Here is a 24,102-nt window from a genome sequence, read left to right as displayed (position 1 = left end):
GCTAGCCTCCCCGCCATGACTGCGTCCCCGCTCCGCAACCGCATCGGCCAGGTGTTCGTCCCCGTGCGGGACATGCCCGCCGCCGTCGCCTGGTACTCCGCGCTGCTGGGGCTCGACCCCGGCGGCACGAGCCACGAGGGGCGGATCCACGACCTGCCCACGGAGGGCGAGGTGGGGCTCGCGCTCGACGCCCACCACCCGGGTTTCACCGCGGACGGACCGCCGCGGTTCTTCTGGTGGGTCGACGACCTCACCGCCGTGCGCGACCACCTCGACGCGCTCGGGGTCGAGCGCGTCGGGGACGTGACCGACATCGGCTCGGTCGCGTTCCTGCAGTTCCGCGACCCCGACGGCAACCTGCTGATGGCCTGCGAGCGCCGCTGAGCCCGGACACACGATCGCCCGCCGCGGTGCGTGCGCACCGGACGGGCGGTCGCGGGACCCGACGGTCAGCCGCGCGGCTGCGCCGGGTTCGTCGGGTCGCCGTGGGACGGCGGGTTCTGCGGCGGACCGGTCGTCGCCGGGGACGCGTTGCTGCCTCCCTGCGGCGCCGGCGCCTGCTCCGGTGCGATCCCCGCCGGGTCCCCGCCGGACGGCTCGGCGCCGTCGGCGAGCTCGCGCAGGCGCTGGTCCAGCACCTGGATCACGGGCAGCCGGTTGCCGTGCGCCTCCTCGTACCGGCGCAGGACCTCGACCTCGTCCGCCTCGAGCGAGCGGATGCGGTGCCCGAGGCTCCCGACGGGCAGGTGGTCGTAGTCCGGGACGGGCAGCGCGTCACGCGCGACGTCGTCGGTCATGGCTCTCCTCCGGGTCGGGGGTGGTTCCCCCCAGCATGTGCCGCCCGCCCGGAGCCCGCACCCGGGCGACGGGAGCCGGTGCCCCGGGCTGCGGACGGGGCCGGACGGGACCACCCTGGACCCGTGGCGTCGGTGCGGACGACCCGGCCGGCGCCTGCCGCAGGGGGACCACACAGGGGGCGACGATGAGAGACCTGGTTCGAGTCACGTGCACGGCCGCGCTCGCGGCGCTGGCGCTCGCCGGCTGCTCGGGCGACGACGGCGGAGGTGCGGGCGGCACGGCGGACGGCACGGCGGGGACGGCGGCCTCGACGCCGCTCGCGACCGGTGTGCCCGTCGCGACGGCCACGCTGCAGGACGTGGACGGCGAGGACGTCGGCGACGTGCAGATGATCCCCGAGGACGAGGGCCTGCGCGTCGTCGTGCACGTGGACGGCCTGGAGCCCGGCTTCCACGGCTTCCACGTCCACGCGGTCGGCGAGTGCGACCCGGAGAGCTCGCCGCCGGACGACTCCAGCCGCACCGGCGCGTTCCTGTCCGCCGGCGGGCACCTGGGCGCGGACGAGGGCGGCCACAGCCAGCACGCGGGCGACCTGCCGAGCCTGTACGTCACCGAGGACGGCACCGCGCACCTCGAGACCGTGACGGACATGCTGACCGACACCGACCTGCTCGACGACGACGGCAGCGCGGTCATGGTGCACTCCGGCCGCGACAACTTCGCGAACGTCCCGGAGCGGTACGCGCCGCAGGGCCCCGACGACGAGACCTTGCGGACCGGCGACTCCGGCGACCGGGTGGCGTGCGGCGTCCTGGAGTGAGGGTGCCGCTCAGCGCAGCGTCGGCAGTCGCTGGTCGTGCGCGAGCACGGCCCGGAACGGGTCGCCCCGCTCGGCGATCCGGTCGAGGACCGTGCGGACGGTGAACGCGTCGGGGCGCAGCCACGGCTCGTCGAGCTCGTCCCACGTGATCGGCGCCGACACGGGCGCACCGGCGGCCGCGCGCGGGCTGTAGGGCGCGACGAGGGTCTTGTTGATCGCGTTCTGCGTGTAGTCCAGGCGCGCCTGGCCGCCGCGCTCGCGCACCTCCCACCGCCAGCTCACGAGGTCCGGCACCACGGCGCCGACCGTGCGGGAGAGCGTCTCGACCCACGCGCGCGTCTCGTCGAAGGACGGCCCGACGGCGATCGGCACCCACACCTGGATGCCGCGCCGGCCGGTGAGCTTCGGCTGCGCCGTCACGCCCAGGTGCGCGAACGCGTCCCGGTGCAGGCGGGCCAGCAGCAGCACGTCCTCCCACGGCGTGGACGTGCCGGGGTCGATGTCGACGAGCGCGTACGTCGGCCGGTGCGGCTCGGCGGTGAGCGACGTCCAGGCGTGCCACTCGAGCGCGCCGAAGTTCGCCGCCCACACGAGCGCCGCCGGCTCGTCGACCACCAGGTACGTCGTCGTCTCCCCCGGGTCCGCCTCCGGGTTGTCCCAGCGCGGCACCCAGTCGGGCGCGTGCTCGGGCAGCTGCTTGTGCCAGAACCCCTTCCTGCCTGCGCCCTCCGGGTAGCGGTGCATGTTGAGCGCGCGCCCCCGCAGGTACGGCAGGACGACGGGCGCGATGCGTGCGGCGTACCGGACGAGCTCCCGCTTGGTCACGGGCTCCTCGCCCTCGCGCGGCGGGAACAGCACCTTGTCGAGGTTCGTCACCCGCAGCGCGCGGCCGAACACCTCCCACGTGCCGTCGCGGCGGATGTCGTCGAGCGCGGCGAGCTCGTCCTCGGTCGGCCCGGGCGGGACCGGCGGGTGCAGCGCGACGGACGCCTCCGACGCGGGCAGGTCCGAGCGCCACAGCCGGTCCGGGTCGGCCTTGACCTCGTCGTTCGTGCGGCCCGAGACGACGGACGTGGGGTGGTCCTCGGCGTCCCAGCCCGCGACGGCGTGCTCGTCGTGCTTGTGCAGCATGAGCCACTGCTCCTTGCCGCCGTCGCCCTCGCCGCGGCGCACCAGCAGGAACTTGCCGCGCAGCCGCTCGCCGTACAGCTCGGCGTGCAGCTCGCCGCGGGCCACGTCCGCGGCGGGGTCGTCACCCTTGTACGGCTCCCACGTGCCGCGGTCCCACACGATGACGTCGCCGCCGCCGTACTCGCCGGCGGGGATGACGCCCTCGAAGTCCTCGTACTCGAGCGGGTGGTCCTCGACGTGCACGGCCATGCGCCGCACGTCCGGGTCCAGCGTCGGGCCGCGCGGCACGGCCCAGCTGACGAGGACCCCGTCGATCTCGAACCGCACGTCGTAGTGCAGCCGCCGCGCGCGGTGGCGCTGCACGACGAACCGCCGCCGGCCGTCGGGGTCCGGCTCCGGCGTGCTGCCGGCGGGCTCCGGCGTGCGGTCGAAGTCGCGCATCGACCGGTACGTCTCGAGCTCGCCCGGCCGCTCCCCCGTCCGCTCCTCCCGCCGGCGCGCCATCGTCCACCTCCGTCCCGGGCCGCCGCCCGTCGGGCGCCCGTCGGGGACAGCGTGGCCGACCACGCCCGGGTCCGCGCCCCGAGCGCCGGGGGTTCCGGCGCGCGCGGCGCCGTCGTAGCGTCGCGGGGTGCGCGTGGCGACGTGGAACGTGTGGTGGCGCTTCGGCGGAGCATGGCCCGCCCGCGAGCGCGCGATCCGGTCCGTCGTGGCGGACCTGCGTCCCGACGTGCTCGGCCTGCAGGAGACGTGGCGCGATGCGGACGGCAGCCAGGCCGAGGCGCTCGCCGCCCTGCTCGGCGGGCACGCGGTGTTCGTCCCGGTCGGCGTGCCACCCCTGCCGGACCCGCCGGAGCATCCCGTCCAGGCCGGGGCCGAGATCGGGATCGGCCTCGTCAGCCGCTGGCCGGTACTGGCGACGGCCGTCCACGACCTGCCGGCCCACGTGCACGAGCCGGCGCGTGCCCTGCACGCCACGCTCGACCACCCGGCCGGCCCGCTGCACGTGCTCGTGGCCTGCACCGAGTGGGAGCCGACCCGCGAGGCGACGGCCGACCACCGCGCGCAGACCCGCGTGCTCGCGGACCTGCTCGCCGACCCCGCGCTCGACGGCGACCTGCCGGTGCTGCTCGTCGGCGACCTCAACGCGGCGCCCGGCACGCCCGAGCTCGCCCCGCTCGAGGCCGTCGCCGAGGACCTGTGGCTGCTCGGCGGTGGGGACCCCGACGCCGTCACGTTGTCGTCCGACACCCCCATGGCGCCGGTCGAGGCCGTGAAGCAGATCGACCGGCGCATCGACCACGTGCTCGCCCGTCGCGGACGACCGGCGGCTCCGCCGCTCCGCGTCACGCACGCTGCTCTCGCCGGGCACGAGCCCGTCGAGGGCGTCCTGCCGTCGGACCACCGGGCGGTGGTCTGCGACGTGGAGCTGCCGGCACCCTGATGGCGTCCCGGGAGGGCTGTCGTCCGGAGCCCCGGAGCGTGTTCGATGGCCCCATGCCGCCGGAGGAGCCCGTCGCCGCCACCGACCTCACTCCCGGGTTCCGCGGCCGCCCACGTCCCGCCGGGATCGCGCTGCCCCCGGGCCAGTACGAGGAGCACGGCTTCCCGGTCCTGACGGCGGGCACCACGCCGCACGTCCCGACGGAGCGGTGGCGCCTGACGGTCCGCAACGAGGACCTCGAGGAGTGGTCCTGGTCGTGGTCCGACCTCATGGCCCTGCCGCAGGACGAGCCGACCGTCGACCTGCACTGCGTGACGCGCTGGTCGAAGTTCGGGACCCGCTGGCGCGGCGTGAGCCTCGACGTGCTGCTCGCGGACGTGCGCTCGTCCGCGCAGTACGCGCTCGTGGCCTGCTACGGCGGGTACACGACGAACCTGCCCGTCGCCGACCTGCTGGGCGGGCGCGCGTGGGTCGCGCACACCTACGACGGACGTCCGCTGCACGCCGAGCACGGCGGCCCCGCGCGGCTGCTCGTGCCGCACCTGTACCTGTGGAAGTCCGCGAAGTGGGTCAAGGAGATCCACCTCGTGCGCGACGAGCAGCGCGGCTTCTGGGAGCGGTACGGGTACCACGACTACGGCGACCCGTGGCGCGAGCAGCGCTACCAGGGCGACTGAGGGGCGCGCGATGACGGAGGCGGTGGCGACGGGACCGGCGGGGGTGCCCGCGGGGTCGGCGCGCCTCGGGGAGCGGTTCGCGGTCGCGTCGGGCTGGCGGGTCGCGACGATGGTCGACGCGCGGGTCGAGAGCGCGTCGGCGCGCACGCTCGTGCTCGACGTGCCCGGCTGGGGCGGGCACCGGGCGGGCCAGCACGTCGACCTGCGCCTGACGGCCGACGACGGCTACACGGCCGTGCGCGCCTACTCGATCGGCGCGCCGTGGGACCCCGACGCCCCCACCCGCGTCGAGGTCACCGTGCAGCGCGTGCAGGGCGGGGAGGTCTCCCCCTACCTGGTCGACGAGTTCGCCGTGGGGCAGCGCATCGAGGTGCGCGGCCCGGTCGGCGGCTGGTTCGTGTGGGAGCCCGGTGCGGCCGGCGGCGCGCCCGTGCTGCTGCTCGCGGGCGGGTCGGGCGTCGTGCCGCTCGTGGCCATGGTCCGCGAGCGCCGGCGGCGGGCGGACCGCACCCCGTTCCGGCTCGTCTACTCGGTGCGGATGCCCGGGGACGCGCTGTTCCTCGACGAGCTGACGGGGTCACGGCGGCGCGACGACGGCGTCGACACGCACGTCGTCTGGACGCGCGGCGTCCCGCCGGACGACCCGTCCGGGCGCCCGCCCGGACGCCTCGACCTGCGCGGGCTCGCCCGCCACGGCTGGCCCGCGGACCTGCGGCCGCTGGTGTTCGTGTGCGGCCCGACGGGCTTCGTGGAGGCCGTCTCGCGCATGCTGCTCGTGCTCGGGCACGACGCGTCCGCGATCCGCGCGGAGCGTTTCGGCCCGTCCACCTGACGCGGGCTCGATCGCGTCCCCGGGATGCGGGCCCCCGGCACCCCTGCCGACGATGGCCGGGGACGAGGCGACGGGCGGACGGGGACGACGCATGGCGACGGTGGCGGACGGGATCGTGCAGCGGCTCGCGCAGTGGGGCGTGCACCGCGTCTTCGGGTACGCCGGTGACGGCATCGACCCGATCCTCGCGGCGCTGCACCGCGCGCAGGACGAGGTGGAGCTCGTCACGGCCCGGCACGAGGAGATGGCGGCGTTCATGGCGACGGGCCACGCCAAGTACGGCGGCGGCGTGGGCGTCTGCCTGGCGACGCAGGGCCCGGGCGCGGTGCACCTGCTCAACGGCCTGTACGACGCGAAGCTGGACCGCACGCCGGTCGTCGCGATCGTCGGGCAGGTCGTGACGACGGCGCTCGGCAGCGGGTACCTGCAGGAGGTCGACCTGCCGGTGCTGCTCAAGGACGTGTGCGGGCAGTACGTGCAGACGGTCATGGCGCCCGAGGCGATGACGCACGTGCTCGACGACGCCATCCGCACGGCGCTCGCGACGTCGAGCCCGACGGCCGTGATCGTCCCGCACGACGTGCAGAAGGCGGACCTGCCCGAGCCCGAGCAGTCCCACGGCGTCGTGACGACGTCGCCGGCGCACGCCCGTGCGCGGAGCGTCCCGTACGACGACGACCTCGACCGGGCGGCCGAGCTGCTGGCGGCCGGCCAGCGGGTCGCGGTGCTGGCCGGCCGCGGCGCCGCGCACGCGACCCGCGAGGTGCTGGAGGTCGTGCAGCGCCTCGGTGCGGGCCTGACGACGTCGCTGCCCGCCAAGCCGCTGTTCGACGAGGGCCTGCCGTTCCACTGCGGCGTCATGGGGCACCTCGGCACGACCGCGTCGGCCGACCTCATGGCCCGCTGCGACACCCTGCTCATCGTCGGCAGCAGCGACCCGTGGACGGAGTTCTACCCGCCGCTCGGGCAGGTGCGGACCGTCCAGGTCGACGTCGCGGCGCGCAACCTCGGCGCGAAGTACCCGGTGGACGTGCCGCTCGCCGGGGACGCGGCGACGACGCTCGCGGCGCTGCTCGCGCGGCTGCCCGAGCGCACCGCGGACGAGCGCCGGCCGTGGCGGGCGCACGTCGAGGAGTCGGTCGCGGCGTGGCAGCGGATCGCCGAGGAGCGCGTCGCGGCGCCGGCGACGCCGCTGAACCCGCAGCGCGTGCTGCACGAGCTGTCGGCGCACCTGCCGACGGACGCGCAGGTCTCGGTCGACGTCGGCTCGGTCGTGTACTGGTACGCGCGGTTCCTGCGCCTGCCGCCGGGCGTGCCGGCGCACCTGTCGAGCACGCTCGCGTCCATGGGGTCGGCGATGCCGTACGGGATCGCCGCCAAGCTGCTGCACCCGGACCGGCCCGTCATCGCGTTGTCCGGCGACGGCGCGGCGCAGATGAACGGCATCAACGAGCTCGTCACCGTCGCGCACCGCTGGCGCGACTGGGCCGACCCGCGGTTCGTCCTGCTCGTGCTCGACAACGGCGACCTGGCCGAGGTCTCGTGGGAGCAGCGCGAGATGGAGGGCGACCCGCGCTTCCCCGTGTCGCAGACGGTGCCGGCGTTCCCCTACGCGCAGTACGCGGAGCTGCTCGGGCTGCGCGGCATCCGGGTGGACGACCCGGGGCGGCTCGCCGACGCCTGGCGCGAGGCGCTCGCGGCCGACCGGCCCTGCGTCGTGCACGCCGTGGTCGACCGCGACACCCCGCTGCTCCCGCCGCGCGTGCCCGCGTCGAAGGTGGAGCAGATGCAGCAGGGGCTGGCGCAGGAGCCGGACGGCGCGCACGGCCGCGACCTGCTCGACCGGCAGCGCGCGGGCGAGGCGGGCGACGACCCGGCGGGCCTGTCCGCGGAGCACGCCGAGTGACGTCCCCCGCACGGACGGCCGCCGGCTCGTCCGCCGCCGGCGAGCCTGAGCCGAACCGCTGGAAGGCGCTGAGCGTCTGCCTCACCGCCGGGTTCATGACGCTGCTCGACGTGAGCATCGTCAACGTCGCGCTCCCCTCGATCGCCCAGGAGCTGGACGCGTCGGCGTCGGCGCTGCAGTGGATCGTGTCCGGGTACGCGCTGACGTTCGGCCTCGTGCTGGTCAGCGCGGGCAGGCTCGGCGACGCGCGCGGCCGGCGGACGCTGTTCATCGCCGGCGTCCTCGTCTTCACGCTCGCGTCGCTCGCGGCAGGGCTGGCGCAGTCGGCCGCGTGGCTCGTGGTGGCGCGGCTCGTGCAGGGAGTCGGCGGCGGCATCATCAACCCGCAGGTCTCCGGGCTCATCCAGCAGCTCTTCCAGGGCGCGGAGCGCGGGCGAGCGTTCGGGCGGCTCGGCGCGACGATCGGCGTCTCGACCGCGATCGGGCCCGTGCTGGGCGGCGGCATCCTCGCGGTGGTCGGGCCCGAGCACGGGTGGCGGTGGGTCTTCCTCGTCAACCTGCCCGTCGGCGTGCTCGCGATCCTGCTGTCGCTGCGCTACCTCGCGCCCCGGCGCGACAAGGAGCCGGCGCGCGACCTCGACGCCGTCGGGGCCGTGCTGCTGGGCGCGGGCGTCGTCGGCGTGCTCTGGCCGCTGGTGAGCGAGCAGTGGGAGCCGGTCGACGCCGCGCTGCTGGTCGCCGGGCTCGTGCTGCTGGCGGTGTTCGTCCTGTGGGAGCGCCGCGTCGACGCGCGCGGCGGCACGCCCATGGTGCGGCTGTCGCTGTTCCGTGTGCCCGGGTACGCGCCCGGCGCCCTGCTCGCGCTCGCGTACTTCTCCGGGTTCACGGGCATCTTCTTCGTGCTCACGCTCTACCTGCAGGACCAGCTCGGGTACACGCCGCTGCAGGCGGGTCTGGCGATCACGCCGTTCGCCCTCGGCTCGGCGGTGACGGCGGCGATCGGCGGACGCGTCGTCAGCACGCGCGGGCGCACGGTCGTCGTCACGGGTCTCGTGCTCGTCATCGCGGGGCTGGTGCTCACGGACGTGCTGCTGGACGCCGCCGGCGGCCGGTCGGTCACCGGCTGGTGGACGGCCGCCCCCCTGCTGCTGGCCGGGCTGGGCAGCGGCCTGGTCATCGCCCCGAACCAGACGCTCGCGCTCGAGCACGTGCCCGTCGACCAGGCCGGTGCCGCCGGCGGGGTGCTGCAGACGGGTCAGCGGCTCGGGTCGGCGGTCGGCATCGCCGTCGTGGGCGCGCTGTACTTCGCGGGCACCGCCTCGGGCGACGGCACCGCCGGCGTGACGCACGGGCTCGCCGCCACGATCGCGCTGCTCGCGGTCGCCCTGGTCATCGGCGTCGTCGACCTGGTGCGGCGGCGGCACGCCGGCAGGCCGACAGGCGGCCTGGCCGAGCCGCACCACGGTCGGTGACGCGGGCGCCGGTCAGAACACCCCTGACAGGCGTATGCTGGGAGCAGTCCCGGAACGAAGGACCCCCGATGCGTGGGTCCGCCACCCGGCACTCTCATCGGAGGGCGTCATGCCCGTACCGAGGTCCCGCTGGGACCGCCCCGCCTCGCCGCCCTCCGACTCCCTGTCCGGCACCTCGCCGGCGTCGACCCCACCGCGCGCGGCCGACGCCAGGACGGAGCCTCTGCCGTCGTCCGTCCGCCGCACGACGCGCACGCGCGTCGGCGCCGCCTGGGTCGGCATCACCGTCGCCGCGCTGCTGCTCGTGCTGCTGATCGTCTTCATGCTGCAGAACACGGCCCCGGTCGACGTCACGTTCCTGGGCATGACCGGAACCGCTCCGCTCGCCCTGACGCTGCTCATCGCCGGCGTCGGCGTCGGCCTGGTCGCGCTCGCCGTCGGCAGCGTGCGGATCGGGCAGCTGCGTCACCGCATCGGCGCCGACCGCCGCGCGGCCGCCCCGCGCCCCTGACCGCGGCGCGGGCCCCACTCGTCCACCCGTGCGTCGGTGCTGAGCGATCGCGCCGAGCACGGCCCACCCACGCCACCCTCCCGCGCACGACCCACCGATCGGCGATGGTTCCCATGGTCCTCGACCCTTCCACCACCACCCGCACCCCCGAGCCCGCCGTCGCAGCGGGCGCGGAGCCGGACCCGCGCGCGCTGCGCCTCGTCTCCGTCCTCGCGGCCGGTCTCCCGGCGGACCTCGGCACCGAGCGCGAACCCGCCCGCTACACCGTCCCCGCCGTGTTCTCCCGACAGGTCACGCCCGCCGAGCGGGCGCGGATCGAGGACCCGGGCACCGCGCACCGGCTCGCCGAGCGAGCGCACGTGCCGGACGGGCTCCACCTCGCGGTCTCCGACCGGCGGCTGCTCGTGGGCGGCACCAACCTCGCCGAGATGAAGGCGCGCCTCGCGACCGAGCTCTCCGCGATGCTGCGGACCCTCGGCGACGAGCTCCTCGGCGAGCAGGACCGGCGCGCCGCGCTGGCCGACGAGCGGCGCGCCGGTGAACGCGACCGCGTGGCCGCCGTCGCGGCCGCCGCCGCGGAGGTCCGGTTCGACTGACGCCCCGCGGGCACAGCCGCCCGGCCTCGGCCCGGCGACGGGTTCATCATCCGTCGCCGGGCCGGTCGGCGTCGCTGGGTACGTCGTACACCAGCCCCGCGTCCGTCACGCGCGCACCTGCCGCCGGGCGGTGCGGGGCGAGGCGGCCGTCGTGGCCGAGGTGGAGCACCTCGACGTCGTGCAGGAGGACGGCGACGTCGCCGACGAGCCGGCGGTGGCAGCGCCACCAGACCGTCTCGCTGCACATCACCGCGACCCGGCCGGCGCCCGCGGCCGCGACCTCGGCGAGCAGGTCGGCCATGGCCGCGCGGAACGCGTCGGTGCGGGTGTGGGCGGCGTACGCGCGGAACGCGTCCACCTGCCACCACGTGTCGACGGCGTCGGCGTCCCGCACCGAGCGCCGCCCGCCGAGCCGCTCCTCCCACCGGTACGCGACACCGGCCGTCGGCAGCCACGCCGCGAGCGCGTCCCGGGCGACGTGCGGGTGGCGACGGCTGCCGGGGAACCGCCGGACGTCCACCACCGCCCGCACCGCGCCCGCTCGCAGCGCGGCGACGATCCCGTCCTGGTCGAGGGTCCCGTGGCCGAACGTCAGCAGGGGCGGCGGGTCGTCGTCGGGCACGGCACCACCGTGCCACCGGGCGCGGGGGCGCGCAGCGTCGTCAGGACGCGCGCGGTCCCGGCCGGCGCTCGGCCGCGAGCAGGTCCGGTGCGACGACCCGGGCCACCTCCCGCAGCAGCGGCCGCAGGTTCAGCAGGACGACGCGGGAGCCGCGCGACGCCGCGGCCCGGTGCACGCGGGCGAGCACCCGCACGCCCTCGACGTCGACGAACGTCAGCGCGGCGAGGTCGAGCAGCACGGTGGTCGGCCGGTCCCCGGAGAACGTGGCGCGCAGGACCGCCTCGACCTGGGGAGCCGCACCGCGGTCGAGGTCGCCGTGCAGGCGCAGGAGGGGCTCGGGGCCCGCGACGCGCTCGACGGCGCACGGCACGCCGATCACGGGGGTGTCGACGGGGGCGGGGACCGGCGCGTTCGTCACGTGGCCTCCTCGGCCGGGCGCCGACGGTGCGGCGCGTGCGGGGCCGCCGACGAACGCCGGCGGGACGGCTGCGTCCCAACCAGTCCACACCGTAACCCTTCGGACGGACCGGGCGGAAGCACCCCCCGCCCACCGGGCAGCAAGGGGTTACGGTGGACGCGACCGGGGATTCCCCGAGCGGCGGGTCACCGCCGCCGTCTGCGGCCGATCGTCCACCCGTGACGCGACCCGCCGAACCCGTGCCGTGGCTCTCCGCCACCGAGACCGGTGACCCCCATGCACCCGGACCACGCCCGCGCGTCCGACGCGCTGCCCCCCGGCAGCCCGCCCTCCCCCGTCGACCAGACGGCCGCACTCCTCGACCTCGTGCTGCGCACCGACGCGGTCGAGGAGCAGCTCCAGCAGGTCGCCGACGCGGCCGCCGCCCTGCACGCCGACGTGGCCGCGTGCGGGATCACCGTCCGTCGCGGGCGCCGCGCCCTCAGCGTGGGGTCCAGCCACTCGCTCTCGCAGGTCGCGGACGAGCTGCAGTACGACGAGGAGGAGGGGCCCTGCCTCCAGAGCCTCACCCACGGCGTGGTCGTCGTCGTGGACGACTACGCGCGCGAGAGCCGCTGGGGCGCGTACCCGGGCCGCGTCGCCGAGCACGGCCTGCGCAGCAGCCTGTCCCTGCCGCTGGCCCCGGCGGGGCGCGCGATCGGGGCGCTCAACACGTACGGCACGGCGCCGGGCATGTTCACCGGTGCGCTGCGCGACGACCTCACCGCCTTCGCGGCGCGCGCCGAGAAGGTCGTGGCCCTCGCGCTGCGGCACGCGGAGCAGGCCGAGATGGTCGGCCACCTGCACGCCGCGATGGAGTCGCGCAGCGTCATCGACCAGGCCCTCGGCGTCCTCATGGCGCAGGAGCGCTGCACGGCGGACGAGGCGTTCGCCGTCCTGCGGCGCGCGAGCCAGGGCCGCAACCGCAAGGTCGCCGACCTCGCGGCCGACATCGTCGCCTCCGTCAGCGGCGGGCCGCCGCGGCCGGGACGCTTCGTGCCGTGAGCACCCGCCGGGCGGGGCGGCGAGCCGTCGCCTAGCGTGGCGGGGTCCGCGTCGTCCAGCCCGGGAGTGGTGGCCCATGAGCGTGCGTCGACACGACGTGGTCGTCGTCGGCGGCGGGAACGCCGGCATCTCCCTCGCCGCGAAGCTGCTGCGCGACGGGTGCCGCGACGTCGCCGTCGTCGAGCCGAAGGACGTGCACCACTACCGCCCGCTGCTGTCGTACGTCGCGGGCGGCGCGGCGACGCTCGACGACCTGCGCCGCCCGGAGATCGAGGTCGTGCCGCGCGGCGTGCACTGGTACCGCGACCGCGTCACCGCCGTGGACCCGGACGCGTCGGTCGTGCACCTGGCCGGCGGCGACGCGCTCGGCTACGGCGACGTCGTCCTCTGCCCGGGCTCCCGGGTGGACTGGGACGCGATCCCGGGCTCGCGCGAGGCCGTCGCCACCGTCCACGCGTCCACGAGCTATCTGCCAGAGCACGCGCCGGACACGTGGCGCATGCTCGAGTCCCTGACGTCGGGGCGGGCGGTGTTCGTGATCTCCGACCGGCACGTGCCGTGCGCACCCGTCGGCCTCAAGCCCCTGTTCATGGCCGCCGACCACTGGCGTCGCACCGGCGTCCTGGGCGACGTCACGATCGACCTGCTCGTCGAGGGCGACCACCTGGTGGGCCTGGCCCGGGCGGACCGCGAGCTGCGCGCGGCCGCGGCCCGGTACGACGTGCGGGTGCGGACCGGCACGACCGTGGAGCGGGTCGACCCGTCGGGCCGGACGCTGCACCTGCGCACGCCGGACGGTCCGGGCACCCTCGGCTACGACGCGCTGTACCTCGCGCCGCCGCACCGCGCCCCCGAGTGGGTGGCGACGAGCGGGCTCGCGGACGAGGGCAGCGACGGCTTCGCCGCCGTCGACCCGCAGACGCTCCAGCACCGCCGCCACCCGCGCGTCTGGGCGCTGGGGGACGTCGCGACGGTGGCCACCTCGCCGTCGGGCGGCGCGCTGCGCCAGCAGGTGCCCGTCGTGGCGCACAACGTGGCGGCCCGGCGCACGGGCGCCCCCGCCCGCCGCTACGACGGCTACACCGTCGCGCCGGTCACGACGTCGCGGCACGCCCTGCTGCTCGCGGAGCACGACCGCGACGGCAACGCCGAGCCGACCGTGCCGTTCCCCGACCTGGTGCGGCCCGGTCGTGGGCTCTACCTGTTCGACCGGTACCTCGAGGTCGAGGTCTACTGGCACCGGCTGCTGCGGGGGAAGGTGTCCTGACGCCCACGGGGCGGCGCGTCACGCACTGACGGCGCCCCGCTGCCGCGGAGCGTCGTCGCGCGCCGGCGTGGGCCGGGTCACCACGAGGCGGGCAGCGGCGGCAGACCCGGACGGTCGAGCCAGTCGGCGAGGAGGTCGGCCACGCGGCCCGCGAGCGCCTCGCCCCCGGTCGCCGCCGCGTGCTCGGACGCCAGCGCGCGCAGGTCGTCCGTCGTGGCCGTCGCGTGCGCGTACCGGGACGTCCACGCGCGCAGCAGGCCGAGGAAGGCGTCGGTGCCGAGCACGGTCCGCAGGGCCTCGAGCGTCAGCGCGCCCCGCTTGTAGACCCGGTCGTCGAAGATCCGGTCGTACCCGGGGTCGCTGAGCACGAGGTCCTGCGGGCGAGCTGCCAGCCGCTCGTGCCACGTCCGCGCCAGCGTCCGCACGTCGGGCCCGCCGGACGCCTGCGACCACCACCACTCGGCCCAGCAGGCGAAGCCCTCGTTGAGCCAGATGTCCTGCCAGGTGCGCAGGCCGACGCTGTTGCCGAACCACTGGTGCGCCAGCTCGTGCGCGACGAGGCGGTCGTCCGCGTCCGGGCCCGTCAGGTGGTTCGCGCCGAACACCGCCGCGCCCTGCGCCTCGACGGGGATCTCCAGGTCGTCCGGCGTGCACACGAGCGTGTACCCGGCGAACGGGTACGGGCCGAACACGTCCACGAGGCACGACAGCAGGGCGTCGTGGTCACCGAGCCGGTCCCGCAGGGCCGGCACGAGCGCCGCCGGGACGAGCGCACGCTGCGGCGCCGCACCGTCGCCCAGCACCACCTCCTCGTACCGCCCGACCTGCACGGTCGCGAGATAGGGGGCGGTCGGGCGGTCCTCCTCGTGCACCCACGTGGTCGTGCTCGCACGCGCGCGCCGCTCGACCAGCCGGCCGTGCGCGAGCACGCGGTACGGCGCGTCGACCGTCAGGGCGGTGCGGTACGTCGCACGGTCGTCGGGGCGGTCGTTGCACGGGAACCACGAGGGGGCCCCGGTGGGCTGGCTCGCGACGATCACCCCGTCCTCGAGCTCCTCCCACCCCACCTCGCCCCACGGGCTGCGCACCGGGCGCGGCGTGCCGCCGTAGCGGACCGTGACGGTCAGTCGCGTCCCGGCGTCCACGTCCCGCGCCAGCCGCAGCGTCAGCCGTCCGCCCCGGTGGTCGTGCCGGGCGAGCGGGGCACCCGCCACCTCGACGCGCTCGACCGTGAGGCCGACGAGGTCGAGCACGAGCACCCGGGTCGCGGCGAGCACCTCGACGTCGAGCGTCGCCGTGCCGCGCAGGCGGTTCGGGGCGACCCGGTAGGTGAGGTCGAGGTCGTAGCGGGCGACGTGGAAGGACGGGTCCCCGTGCCCGGTGGCGTAGGGGTCGGACGACGACGCGCGCGCCGCGGCCCTCACGCGGACGCCCGCTCGTCCCGCCAGGGGGCGATCGGGTTGCCGACCCACCGGGTGCCCGCGGGCACGCGCTCGCCGCGCAGCACGAGCGACGCCGGCCCCACGCTCGCGCCGGCGCCGACGACCGCGGCGGGCAGCACGACGCCGTGCGGCCCCAGGGTCGCGCCGTCCTCGAGCGTGACGGCGTCCAGGCTCATGACGCGGTCGTGGAACAGGTGCGTCTGCACGACGCAGCCCTGCCCCACCGTGGCGCCGTCGCCGAGCCGCACGAGGTCCGCCTCCGGCAGCCAGTACGACTGGCACCAGACGCCCCGCCCGATCCGGGCGCCGAGCCCGCGCAGCCACCACACCACCGCGACGGTACCCGTCGTGGGGTCGGCCGCGAACGGGGCGGCGAGCATCTCGGTGAACGTGTCGGCGAGCTCGCCGCGCCAGACGGCCGCGCTCCACAGCGGGTGGTCGCCCGGCCGGTGGCGGCCGACGAGCAGCCACTTCGCGGCGATCGTGACGAGCGCGGCGACCACCCCCGCGGCCACCAGCACGAGCCCGCCCGCGGCGACCGCCGCCCACCAGCCGGCCGCGAGCACGACGGCCTGCAGCGCCAGCAGCGTCCCGAGCGCGAGCGTGCCGACGGCGAGCGCCGGGACGACACGCGCCAGCTCGACCGCCGCCCGCGCCCGGCGCAGGCGCGCGGGCGGGTCGTAGGTGCGCGCGGGGTCGTCGAGCGTCGCGGCGCGCGGCAGCGGGGCCGGCGGGCTGCCGAGGTAGCTCGAGCCGGGCCGGGTGCGCCGGGGCGTCGCGGACAGCACGGCCACGAGGCCGTTCTTCGGCACGGCGCGTCCCGGCGCCGTCATGCCCGAGTTGCCGAGGAACGCGCGACGGCCGACCTTCGCCGCCGCCACCCGCAGCCACCCGCCGCCCAGCTCGTAGGGCGCCACCATGGTGTCGTCCGCGAGGAACGCGCCGTCCTTGACGCGCATCATCGACGGCAGGCCCACCACGGTCGAGATCTCGGTGCCGGCGCCGACGCGCGCGCCCAGCAGGCGCATCCAGGCGGGCGTCGCGACCGACGAGTACAGCGGGAAGAGCGTCGTGCGGGCCGCGTCGACCACGCGCTGCGTCGTCCACGCGCGCAGGCCCGGGCCGGACCGGACCGGGTGGTAGCCCTCGGTGAGCCCGCGGCCGAGCACACGCACGGACGCCACGACCAGGGCCGCGTACAGCGCGTACGCGAGCAGGCCGGCGGGGACGCTCGCGAGCAGAGCCGGGCCCACCGCCGCGCCGAGCGTCGGCGTGCCGCGCACGGCCCACGCGACGACGGCCAGACCGGCGGTGACGGACACGACCGGCAGTGCCGCGACCAGCGCGCCGGCCAGCGCGTACCCCACCAGCCACGCGCGGGCCCGGTCCCGTGCGGGCCGGTGCGGCGGCCACGGGTGCCGCGCCTCGTGCGCCCGCGTCGCCGGCGAGCCGGTCCAGTACTCGTCCTCGCCCGTCGCGCCGTGCACCGCGGACCCCGCGGCCACGTCCGTCCCGGCGCCGACGCGCGCACCGGGGTAGAGCACGCTGCGCGCCCCGACGGTCGCGCCGGCGCCGACGGTCACGTGCCCGACGTGCACGACGTCCCCGTCGACCCAGTGCCCCGAGAGGTCGACCTCGGGCTCGATCGCGCAGCCGCGCCCGAGCGTGAGCATGCCCGTGACGGGCGGGACCGAGTGCAGGTCGACGTCGCGGCCCATGCGCACGCCGAGGGCCCGCGCGTAGAGCCCGACCCACGCGGCGGTCGCGGGCGTCACGGCGCCCATGCCCTCCGCGAGCCGCTCCGCCGCCCACAGCCGCAGGTGCACCGAGCCGCCGCGGGGGTAGGTGCCCGGGCGGACGCCCGCGAGCAGCAGGCGGGCACCGAGCGCGCTGACGCCCATGCGGCCGAGCGGGCTGACCGTGAGCAGCCACCCGGCCGCGACCCACCACCACGACACGGGCGGCAGCCACGGCAGGGGCGCGACGAGGTGCGCGACGTTCGCCGCCGCCGCGAGCGCCGTGAGCCAGCGCAGCGCGACGAGCCCGCGCAGCGGCAGCAGCGCGAGCAGCTGCACGGCCTGCGCGGCCACCGGCACGGGGCGCACCGGCGCGGCCCCGTCCCCCGCCCCGGCACCCTCGCCCACGTCGGGCCAGGTGCGGTCGAGGAAGTCGGCGAGGTCCCCCACCTCGGGGTGCGCGTACACGTCCGCGACGGTCGCCTCGGGGTAGCGCGTGCGCAGCGCGGACACCAGCTGGGCGGCGGTCAGCGAGCTACCCCCGCGCAGGAAGAAGTCGTCCTCCGCGTCGGCCGGGTGCACGCCGATGACGTCCGCCCACTGCTGCCCGACCCACGCCGCCGTGCCCGTCAGGCCGGCGTCGGGGTGGGCCGCGCCGGCACCCGGCACGGGCCACGGCAGCGCGTCACGGTCGACCTTGCCCGACGTGCGCGTCGGGATGTCGGCGACGGGCGCGAGCAGCGGCACCATCGACCCCGGCAGCACGGCACGCAGCCGCGCGAGCAGGTCGGGGGTGTCGAGCGGCGCGCCGTCGGAGGGCACCACGTAGCCGACCAGCAGCGCCGCGCCCGTGGCGGACCGGCGGACCGCCGCGGCGGCACCGGCCACGCCGGGCAGCGCGAGCAGGGCGGCGTCCACCTCGGCGAGCTCGATGCGGTGGCCGTTGACCTTGACCTGGTCGTCCGCGCGGCCCACGAAGACGAGACCCTCCTCGTGCCGCTCCACGAGGTCGCCCGTGCGGTACGCGCGGTCCCAGCCCAGCGCGGGGGCGGGCGCGAACCGCACCGCGTCGAGCTCGGGGTCGAGGTAGCGCGCGACGCCGACGCCGCCGATGACCAGCTCGCCCGTCTCCCCCGCGGCCACCTCCGCGCCGTCCGGGCCGACGACCGCGAGGTCCCACCCGTCCAGCGGCAGCCCGATGCGCACGCGCTCACCGGGCACGAGCGGCGCCGCGCAGGCGACGACCGTCGCCTCGGTCGGCCCGTACGTGTTCCACACCTCGCGTCCCGGCCCCGCCAGGCGCGCGGCGAGCTCGGGCGGCACCGCCTCCCCGCCGAAGATCAGCAGCCGCACGCCCGCGAGCGCGTCGACGGGCCACAGGCCGGCGAGGGTCGGCACGGTGGAGACGACCGTGATGTCGCGCTCGACGAGCCACGGCCCCAGCTCGGTCCCCGCGCGCACCAGGGAGCGCGGCGCGGGGACGAGCGTCGCGCCGTGCCGCCACGCGAGCCACATCTCCTCGCACGACGCGTCGAACGCGACCGACAGGCCGGCCAGGACGCGGTCCCCCGGGCCGATCGGCGCGTCCTGGAGGAACAGCCGGGCCTCGGCGTCGACGAAGGCGGCCGCGTTGCGGTGCGTCACGGCGACCCCCTTGGGGCGTCCCGTGGAGCCGGACGTGAAGATGACCCAGGCGTCGTCGGACGGGCGCGGGGGCTCCGGGGCCGTGCTGCCCGCCCCGCGGCCGGCGGGCAGGGGCGCGCCGTCAGGACCGGTCAGGTCCGGGCCGTCCCCCTGCACGACGCGCACCCCCGCCTCGGCGAACACCGTCCGGGCGCGCTCGTCGGGGTCGTCCGCGTCCACGGGCACGTACGCGGCGCCCGCGCGCAGCGCGGCCAGCACCGACAGGTACAGGTCCACGGTCCCGGACGTGACGCGCACGCCGACGCGGTCCCCGCGCCGCACGCCCGCCGCCGCGAGCCGGGCCGTACGCAGCCGCACCGCCTCGTCCAGCGCGGCGTACGTCAGCACCTCGTCGCCGTCGTCGATCGCGACGGCGTCGGGGTGGCGGCGCACGGTCGCGGTGAAGACGTCGACCAGGGTGCGGGGCTCGGGCGCGCGGTCGCCGGCGCGCAGCGACGACGGCGCTGCCACGGGGGTGGTCACGGGGCGGTCAGCTCCTCCCCGGCCCGCGGCGCACCACGGGTCCGGTCGGTGGGTCGGACGGACGGGCCCGGGTCGGCACGGCGGACGGGCGCGCCGCCGTCGGCCGCGGGATGGTCGCACACCCCGGTGAACGGGAGGCGGACGGCGGGCGACGAACCGCCCGTCGACGGACACTGGGCTGCGTGGTGGCGCCGTACCGGTACGAGGTGGAGATCCTGCATCTGCTCGTCTCCCCCGAGCACGCCTACTTCGGCCGGCCGCGCGACGGCGCCGCCGACGTCCCGACGACCGACGCCGACCGTGTCGAGGTCGTGGCGGACAAGGGCGTCGTCGGCGACCGGTTCTTCGGGAAGGCCGCGCACATGGACGCGGCGCTGACGCTGTTCGCGGCCGAGGCGCTCGAGGCGATCGCCGACGAGCTCGGGGCGGGGCCGTTCGACCCGCTGCTGACCCGGCGCAACGTCGTGCTCCGCGGCGCGGAGCTCGCCCCGCTGATCGGCGAGGAGGTCGTGCTCGAGTCCGGCGGCGACGCCGTCCGGCTGCGGGTGGGACGCCCGGCGCACCCGTGCGCGTGGATGGACCGGGTGCTCGCGCCCGGGGCGCACCACGCGATGCGCGGGCGCGGCGGCCTGCGGTGCCGGCCGCTGACCAGCGGGTTCCTGCACCGGGGACCCGCGACGCTCGTCAGCCCGGTGCCGCTCGACCCGCGGCGCGCGGGCGAGGCGGTGCGCCGGCCGCCCTCGCGGCTGCCGTAGCCGACGTCGGGTTTGCCCGGAAGGGGTGGGCGCGGCGCCCGGGCGGTGGTAGGACGGACTCCTGACGTCGCACCACCTGGGGGCCACCATGCGCACGTCCACGCTCGTCCGTCCGCTCGGCGTCGCCGCCGCCGCCGCGCTCGCGCTGACCGCCGGGGTGCTCCCGGTCGCCGCGGCCCCGCCCGGCACCGCCCCCGCCGCGGGCCCCGACGGGGCCGCGGTCGACGAGCGGGCCGTCGACGCCCAGCTCGAGGCGCTGGTGGCCGGGCCCGACGCGGCCCCGGACCGCCGGCGCGGGCACGGCGGGTGGCCCGGCCGTCCGCCGGCGAAGGTGCCCGTCGCGGTCGGCACCGGCGGCGCGGTCGCGACCGTCGACCCCGACGCGACGCGCGTCGGCCTCGACGTGCTGCGCCGCGGCGGCAACGCGGTGGACGCCGCCGTGGCGGCCGCCGCGACGCTCGGCGTCACCGAGCCGTACTCGGCGGGCATCGGCGGCGGCGGGTTCTTCGTCTTCTACGAGGCCCGCACGGGGCAGGTCCACACGATCGACGGCCGCGAGACCGCCCCGGCCGCGATGGGCCCGGACGCGTTCGTCGAGGACGGGACGCCGATCCCGTTCGACCAGGCCGTGACCTCGGGCCTGTCCGCCGGTGTGCCCGGCACGCCGGCCACCTGGGAGGCCGCGCTCGACGCCTGGGGCACGTTCAGCCTGCCGCGCGCGCTCGCGGGGGCGACCTGGGTGGCGCACCACGGGTTCGTCGTGGACGAGACCTTCGCCCGGCAGACCGCGGACAACGCCGAGCGGTTCGCGGACTTCTCCTCGACCGCCGAGCTGTTCCTGCCGGGCGGCGCGCCGCCGGCCGTCGGCTCGGTGTTCCGCAACCGCGACCTGGCCCGCACCTACGCGCTCATGGCCCTGTTCGGCAGCGACGTCCTGTACCGCGGTCCCGTCGCCCGCGACATCGTGGCCACGGTGCAGGACCCGCCGGTCGTGCCGGGTGCCGACCGCGTCGTGCGTCCCGGGCTGCTCGAGCGGTCCGACCTCGCCGCGTACGACGTCGTGCACCGCGACCCGACGCACGTGTCCTACCGCGGCCTCGACGTGTACGGCATGGCCCCGCCCTCGTCGGGCGGCTCGACGGTCGGCGAGGCCCTCAACATCCTCGAGCGGACCGAGCCGGGCTCGGTCGACCGGACCCAGGAGGTGCACCGCTACCTCGAGGCGAGCGCGCTGGCGTTCGCGGACCGCAACCGGTACGTGGGCGACCCCGCGTTCGTCGACGTCCCGCTGGACGAGCTGCTGTCCGACGGCTTCGCCGCCGAGCGCGCCTGCCTGATCGACCCGGCCGCGGCCCTGCCCAAGCCCGTCGGCCCGGGTCAGCCGGACGGCGACTACGCCGACTGCGCCCCGGGCGGCGACCCGGGCCAGGAGCCGACCGACGGGACGTCCACGACGCACCTGACGACGGCGGACCGCTGGGGCAACGTCGTCGCGTACACGCTCACGATCGAGTCGACGGGCGGCAACGCGATCGTCGTCCCCGACCGCGGCTTCCTGCTCAACAACGAGCTCACCGACTTCAACTTCACCGACACGCAGGGCGGCGCGGACCCGAACCTGCCCGGCCCGGGCAAGCGGCCGCGCAGCTCGATGGCGCCCACGATCGTCCTGGAGGACGGCCGCCCGCTGCTCGCGCTCGGCTCCCCCGGCGGGTCGACCATCATCACGACCGTGCTGCAGGTGCTCGTCGACCGGCTCGACCGCGGCTCGCCGCTGCCCGAGGCCGTCGCCCGGCCCCGCGCCACCCAGCGCAACACCCCGACCGTGCAGGCCGAGCCCCGGTTCCCGCGGGCCGACCTCGAGGCGCTCGGGCACACGTTCGCCGACAACCCCGAGATCGGGGCGGTCACCGCGATCGAGTTCCTCGACCGGCGGACGCTGCAGTCGGTCGCCGAGCCCGAGCGGCGCGGCGGGGGCAGCGCGGGGGTGGTCCACCCGCGGGGCCGCTGACGCCCGCGTCGCCGACTCGGCCGCCCTCCGTCACCGGTTCTTGCCCCGCGCGCACGACGCCTTGCGCCGGGCACGGTGCCCGGCCGAGGCTCGCGACGTGACCGACGACCCGACCGCCGCCTCCAGCCGCACCTCCGAGCCGCCCGACCTGCGGGGCGGGACGGCCCTGCCGTCTCCCCTGCCGCCACCACCCGATGCTGCCGCCTGGGACGAGCGCTACGGCACCGCGGACCGGGTCTGGAGCGGCGAGCCGAACGGGGCGCTGGTCCGCGAGGTGCGCGGCATGCCGCCCGGTCGGGTGCTCGACGTCGGGTGCGGCGAGGGCGCGGACGCGGTGTGGCTCGCGTCCCGCGGCTGGGACGTCACCGCGCTCGACGTCTCGGGCGTCGCGCTGGCACGCGCCCGGGCGCACGCCGAGGCGGCGGGCGCGACGGTGACGTGGCTGCACGGCGGCCTGCTCGACCTGGCGCTGCCCGCGGGCGGCTTCGACCTCGTCTCCGCGCAGTACCCCGCGCTGCGCCGCACCGCGGACGCCCGTGCCGAGCGCGCGCTGCTCGGTCTCGTCGCACCGGGGGGCACGCTCCTGGTCGTCCACCACGACACGCACGCCGCGGAGGGCGGCGACCACGGCGGGTTCGACCCGGACGAGTGGGTCCTGCCCCGCGACGTGGCGGCGCTGCTCGGCGCCGGGTGGGCCGTCGAGGCGCACGAGGTGCGCGAGCGCACCGTCAGCGGCGGGGCGGGCGCCCACCACACGCGCGACGTGGTGCTGCGCGCCCGGCGCGTGGGCGGGGCCTGACGGCGACCGCGTCGGTCGGCGTCCGGCTCCGGACGCGGCGACGGCCCGCACCCCCGGGGTGCGGGCCGTCGGCGGCCGGCGGTCGCGTCAGCGGCCGAGCCCGGCGCGGTCGACCTTGCGGTGGAAGCGCATGCCCGCGAGCCCGCCGAGCACGGCGCCCACGAGGCTGACCACGGCGATGACGAGCAGCGTGATGATGCCGCCCGTCGTGACGTCGCCCTCGGCGATCGGGATCCGCGGGAAGCTGTCGAGCCGCGCGAGGACGTTGAACTGGTCCCCCGCGACCGCGGCCAGGACGGCGACGGCGATCGCGATGACCACGGCCCACAGCCACACGGCGATGCCCTGCTTCGCGCCGTCGAAGCGGGCCATGCGGCCGGCCACGTAGCCGCCGCAGTAGTACGCGACGAACAGCACGACCGCGAGGACGATCCCGCCGACGAGGCCGACCGAGCCCGGGTCGGACGCCGCCTGGTCGGCGGCCTCGCCGAGGTCGGTCTGGTTCGCGACGCCCACGGCGGCGCCGGCGGCGGCCGCGAGCGCGGTGAGCAGCACGGCGGTCCCGGTGGCGGTGAGCCAGCCGAAGAACGCCGAGCCGAACTTCATGCCGCCGTACTCCTCCTTCTCGCGCGCGACCACGCTCTGCCGGTCGGCGCCGAAGGCCCGGGCGGAGACGGCGCCGCCGGACGGGGTGTGCGGGTCCGCCGCGGACGCGCCCTCGCGGGCGGCCGGGCGGTCAGGGGTGCTGGACGGGTCCTGGGTGCTCATGGCGGTGCTCCTGGTCTCGGTGCCGCGGGTGCGCGGCGGTGGGACGGGTCAGTGCCGGTCGTCGGCCGTGTCGTCGGAGCCCGGGGCCGGTTCCACCCGCAGCTCCTCGCGCGTGACCGGCACGGTGATGGTCTGCTCCTCGGTCACCACGTACCGGCGCAACCGGGCGCCCCCGGTGGTCACGCCCTCGGCGGGGGCGGCGGCGGGGGCCGCGTCACCGGCCGTGGTCTCGTCGCGGGCCACGCTCCCCGGCGCGTCCACGGGCGTGTCGGCCGCGTGCCGGCCGCCGCGTCCGTCGTCGTCCTCGTCGCCCGCCGTGGTGCCCGCGCGCTCGTCGCGGTCACCGCCCGCCGCGGTCCCGGGCGCTCCCGCGTCGTCGTCGTGGTCGTGGTCGCGGTCCCGCACGTCGCCGCCGGCGCCCACGGTGCCCGCGTCCGTCGTCTCGTCGTCGGCGAGGCCGTAGTAGCGGTAGAGCTCGCGCTCCTCGTCCGGCGAGAGGTGCCCCCCGTCGTCCTCGACCCGCGGTGCGCCCTTGACCTTCGCCTTGTCGTACGGGACGACGATCTCGTCGTCGCGGACGGTCGCGTCCGCGAGCGGGACGAAGGACTCGGCCCGTCCGAACAGGCCCGTCGTCACCGTGACCCACTCGGGGTCACCGGTGCGGTCGTCGAGGAAGAGCTGCCCGATCTTGCCGATCTTGTCCCCGTCGGTCCCGACGACCGTGCCGCCGGAGACGAGCAGGTGCTGGATGTCGCTCGTGCTGATCATGGTGGTCTCCGCTGATCGGTGGACGACCTTCTGATGTCCGAAAACGTACGACCGGCACCGCGGGCCCGCGACCGTAGCGGGCCCTTCGGCCCTCGGACCAGCCCCTCGACGCGCGTAGG

Annotated in this window: 22 protein-coding genes; 14 read left to right on the top strand and 8 right to left on the bottom strand. The window is 77.0% G+C overall.

Annotation, left to right across the window (positions count from 1 at the left end):
* The first annotated feature begins 15 nt into the window (after nucleotides 1-15).
* Entirely contained in the window at nucleotides 16-384 is a 369-nt protein-coding gene (locus FB586_RS10920; RefSeq protein WP_136519336.1) for a VOC family protein, read from the top strand.
* Between the two features lie 65 nt (nucleotides 385-449).
* Here the strand turns inward: FB586_RS10920 and FB586_RS10915 are convergent, their stop codons facing one another.
* The gene (locus FB586_RS10915) at nucleotides 450-797 is read right to left on the bottom strand and encodes a DUF8129 domain-containing protein (RefSeq protein ID WP_136519335.1); all 348 of its coding nucleotides are present in this window, start codon (nucleotides 795-797) and stop codon (nucleotides 450-452) included.
* A gap of 185 nt (nucleotides 798-982) precedes the next feature.
* Between FB586_RS10915 and FB586_RS10910 the strand changes: the two genes are divergently transcribed.
* On the top strand, nucleotides 983-1,618 hold the full coding sequence (locus tag FB586_RS10910) for a superoxide dismutase family protein (RefSeq protein WP_136519334.1): 636 nt from the start codon (nucleotides 983-985) through the stop codon (nucleotides 1,616-1,618).
* A 9-nt stretch (nucleotides 1,619-1,627) separates the two neighbouring features.
* Here FB586_RS10910 and FB586_RS10905 read toward each other — a convergent pair whose 3' ends face one another.
* Nucleotides 1,628-3,253, bottom strand: coding sequence for a non-homologous end-joining DNA ligase LigD (locus FB586_RS10905; protein ID WP_136519333.1), 1,626 nt, complete (start codon nucleotides 3,251-3,253; stop codon nucleotides 1,628-1,630).
* A gap of 127 nt (nucleotides 3,254-3,380) precedes the next feature.
* On the opposite strand from FB586_RS10905, the gene FB586_RS10900 reads away from it, so the two are divergent.
* The 7 genes from FB586_RS10900 (at nucleotide 3,381) to FB586_RS10870 (ending at nucleotide 10,187) form a co-directional block, all read left to right on the top strand.
* A complete protein-coding gene (locus FB586_RS10900) occupies nucleotides 3,381-4,193 on the top strand; it encodes an endonuclease/exonuclease/phosphatase family protein (RefSeq protein ID WP_136519332.1) in 813 nt (270 codons plus the stop codon).
* A gap of 53 nt (nucleotides 4,194-4,246) precedes the next feature.
* Nucleotides 4,247-4,870, top strand: coding sequence for a sulfite oxidase-like oxidoreductase (locus tag FB586_RS10895; RefSeq protein WP_136519331.1), 624 nt, complete (start codon nucleotides 4,247-4,249; stop codon nucleotides 4,868-4,870).
* Between the two features lie 10 nt (nucleotides 4,871-4,880).
* Nucleotides 4,881-5,702, top strand: coding sequence for an FAD-binding oxidoreductase (locus tag FB586_RS10890; RefSeq protein WP_136519330.1), 822 nt, complete (start codon nucleotides 4,881-4,883; stop codon nucleotides 5,700-5,702).
* 91 nt (nucleotides 5,703-5,793) lie between these two features.
* Nucleotides 5,794-7,608 carry a thiamine pyrophosphate-requiring protein gene (locus FB586_RS10885; RefSeq protein ID WP_136519329.1) on the top strand — a complete coding sequence of 605 codons (1,815 nt, stop codon included), beginning with the start codon at nucleotides 5,794-5,796 and terminating at the stop codon, nucleotides 7,606-7,608.
* Complete coding sequence (locus FB586_RS10880) at nucleotides 7,605-9,080, top strand: MFS transporter (protein ID WP_246036695.1); 1,476 nt, start codon at nucleotides 7,605-7,607, stop codon at nucleotides 9,078-9,080. The genes FB586_RS10885 and FB586_RS10880 overlap by 4 nt, the downstream gene beginning before the upstream one ends.
* A gap of 109 nt (nucleotides 9,081-9,189) precedes the next feature.
* Nucleotides 9,190-9,591 (top strand): LapA family protein, encoded by a 402-nt coding sequence (locus tag FB586_RS10875; protein ID WP_168800526.1) that lies wholly within the window; start codon nucleotides 9,190-9,192, stop codon nucleotides 9,589-9,591.
* A gap of 113 nt (nucleotides 9,592-9,704) precedes the next feature.
* Nucleotides 9,705-10,187 (top strand): hypothetical protein, encoded by a 483-nt coding sequence (locus FB586_RS10870; RefSeq protein WP_136519327.1) that lies wholly within the window; start codon nucleotides 9,705-9,707, stop codon nucleotides 10,185-10,187.
* A 46-nt stretch (nucleotides 10,188-10,233) separates the two neighbouring features.
* Here the strand turns inward: FB586_RS10870 and FB586_RS10865 are convergent, their stop codons facing one another.
* Together FB586_RS10865 and FB586_RS10860 are read right to left on the bottom strand one after the other, a co-directional pair.
* Nucleotides 10,234-10,809 (bottom strand): DUF488 domain-containing protein, encoded by a 576-nt coding sequence (locus FB586_RS10865; protein WP_136519326.1) that lies wholly within the window; start codon nucleotides 10,807-10,809, stop codon nucleotides 10,234-10,236.
* Nucleotides 10,810-10,849: 40 nt separating this feature from the next.
* Nucleotides 10,850-11,227 (bottom strand): STAS domain-containing protein, encoded by a 378-nt coding sequence (locus FB586_RS10860; protein WP_136519325.1) that lies wholly within the window; start codon nucleotides 11,225-11,227, stop codon nucleotides 10,850-10,852.
* Between the two features lie 276 nt (nucleotides 11,228-11,503).
* Here FB586_RS10860 and FB586_RS10855 point away from each other — a divergent pair, with 276 nt between their 5' ends.
* Nucleotides 11,504-12,271, top strand: a complete 768-nt coding sequence (locus tag FB586_RS10855) for a GAF and ANTAR domain-containing protein (RefSeq protein WP_136519324.1) — start codon at nucleotides 11,504-11,506, stop codon at nucleotides 12,269-12,271.
* Between the two features lie 76 nt (nucleotides 12,272-12,347).
* Nucleotides 12,348-13,538, top strand: a complete 1,191-nt coding sequence (locus FB586_RS10850; RefSeq protein WP_136519323.1) for an NAD(P)/FAD-dependent oxidoreductase — start codon at nucleotides 12,348-12,350, stop codon at nucleotides 13,536-13,538.
* A gap of 77 nt (nucleotides 13,539-13,615) precedes the next feature.
* Here the strand turns inward: FB586_RS10850 and FB586_RS10845 are convergent, their stop codons facing one another.
* Both FB586_RS10845 and FB586_RS10840 read right to left on the bottom strand, forming a co-directional pair.
* Nucleotides 13,616-14,962, bottom strand: coding sequence for a M1 family metallopeptidase (locus FB586_RS10845; protein WP_136519322.1), 1,347 nt, complete (start codon nucleotides 14,960-14,962; stop codon nucleotides 13,616-13,618).
* Nucleotides 14,959-18,882 carry a Pls/PosA family non-ribosomal peptide synthetase gene (locus tag FB586_RS10840; protein WP_136519321.1) on the bottom strand — a complete coding sequence of 1,308 codons (3,924 nt, stop codon included), beginning with the start codon at nucleotides 18,880-18,882 and terminating at the stop codon, nucleotides 14,959-14,961. Before FB586_RS10840 ends, FB586_RS10845 begins: the two co-directional genes overlap by 4 nt.
* 182 nt (nucleotides 18,883-19,064) lie before the next feature.
* Between FB586_RS10840 and FB586_RS10835 the strand changes: the two genes are divergently transcribed.
* From FB586_RS10835 to FB586_RS10825, 3 genes are all read left to right on the top strand, one after another.
* Complete coding sequence (locus FB586_RS10835; RefSeq protein ID WP_136519320.1) at nucleotides 19,065-19,637, top strand: MOSC domain-containing protein; 573 nt, start codon at nucleotides 19,065-19,067, stop codon at nucleotides 19,635-19,637.
* Between the two features lie 88 nt (nucleotides 19,638-19,725).
* Nucleotides 19,726-21,648: a gamma-glutamyltransferase gene (ggt, locus tag FB586_RS10830; protein WP_136519319.1), complete on the top strand. Its 1,923-nt coding sequence runs from the start codon at nucleotides 19,726-19,728 to the stop codon at nucleotides 21,646-21,648.
* A 97-nt stretch (nucleotides 21,649-21,745) separates the two neighbouring features.
* Nucleotides 21,746-22,447, top strand: coding sequence for a class I SAM-dependent methyltransferase (locus tag FB586_RS10825; protein ID WP_136519318.1), 702 nt, complete (start codon nucleotides 21,746-21,748; stop codon nucleotides 22,445-22,447).
* Nucleotides 22,448-22,534: 87 nt separating this feature from the next.
* Here the strand turns inward: FB586_RS10825 and FB586_RS10820 are convergent, their stop codons facing one another.
* Nucleotides 22,535-23,215 (bottom strand): hypothetical protein, encoded by a 681-nt coding sequence (locus FB586_RS10820; protein WP_246036694.1) that lies wholly within the window; start codon nucleotides 23,213-23,215, stop codon nucleotides 22,535-22,537.
* A gap of 48 nt (nucleotides 23,216-23,263) precedes the next feature.
* Nucleotides 23,264-23,983, bottom strand: a complete 720-nt coding sequence (locus FB586_RS10815) for a PRC-barrel domain-containing protein (protein ID WP_136519317.1) — start codon at nucleotides 23,981-23,983, stop codon at nucleotides 23,264-23,266.
* Nucleotides 23,984-24,102: the final 119 nt, after the last annotated feature.

It is taken from the genome of Cellulomonas telluris (genome assembly GCF_004886325.1).
GTDB classification, from domain to species: Bacteria; Actinomycetota; Actinomycetes; order Actinomycetales; family Cellulomonadaceae; genus Cellulomonas; species Cellulomonas telluris.
The sequence above is the reverse complement of the archived record's forward strand: the minus strand, read 5'-3'. Positions and strand labels throughout refer to the sequence as shown.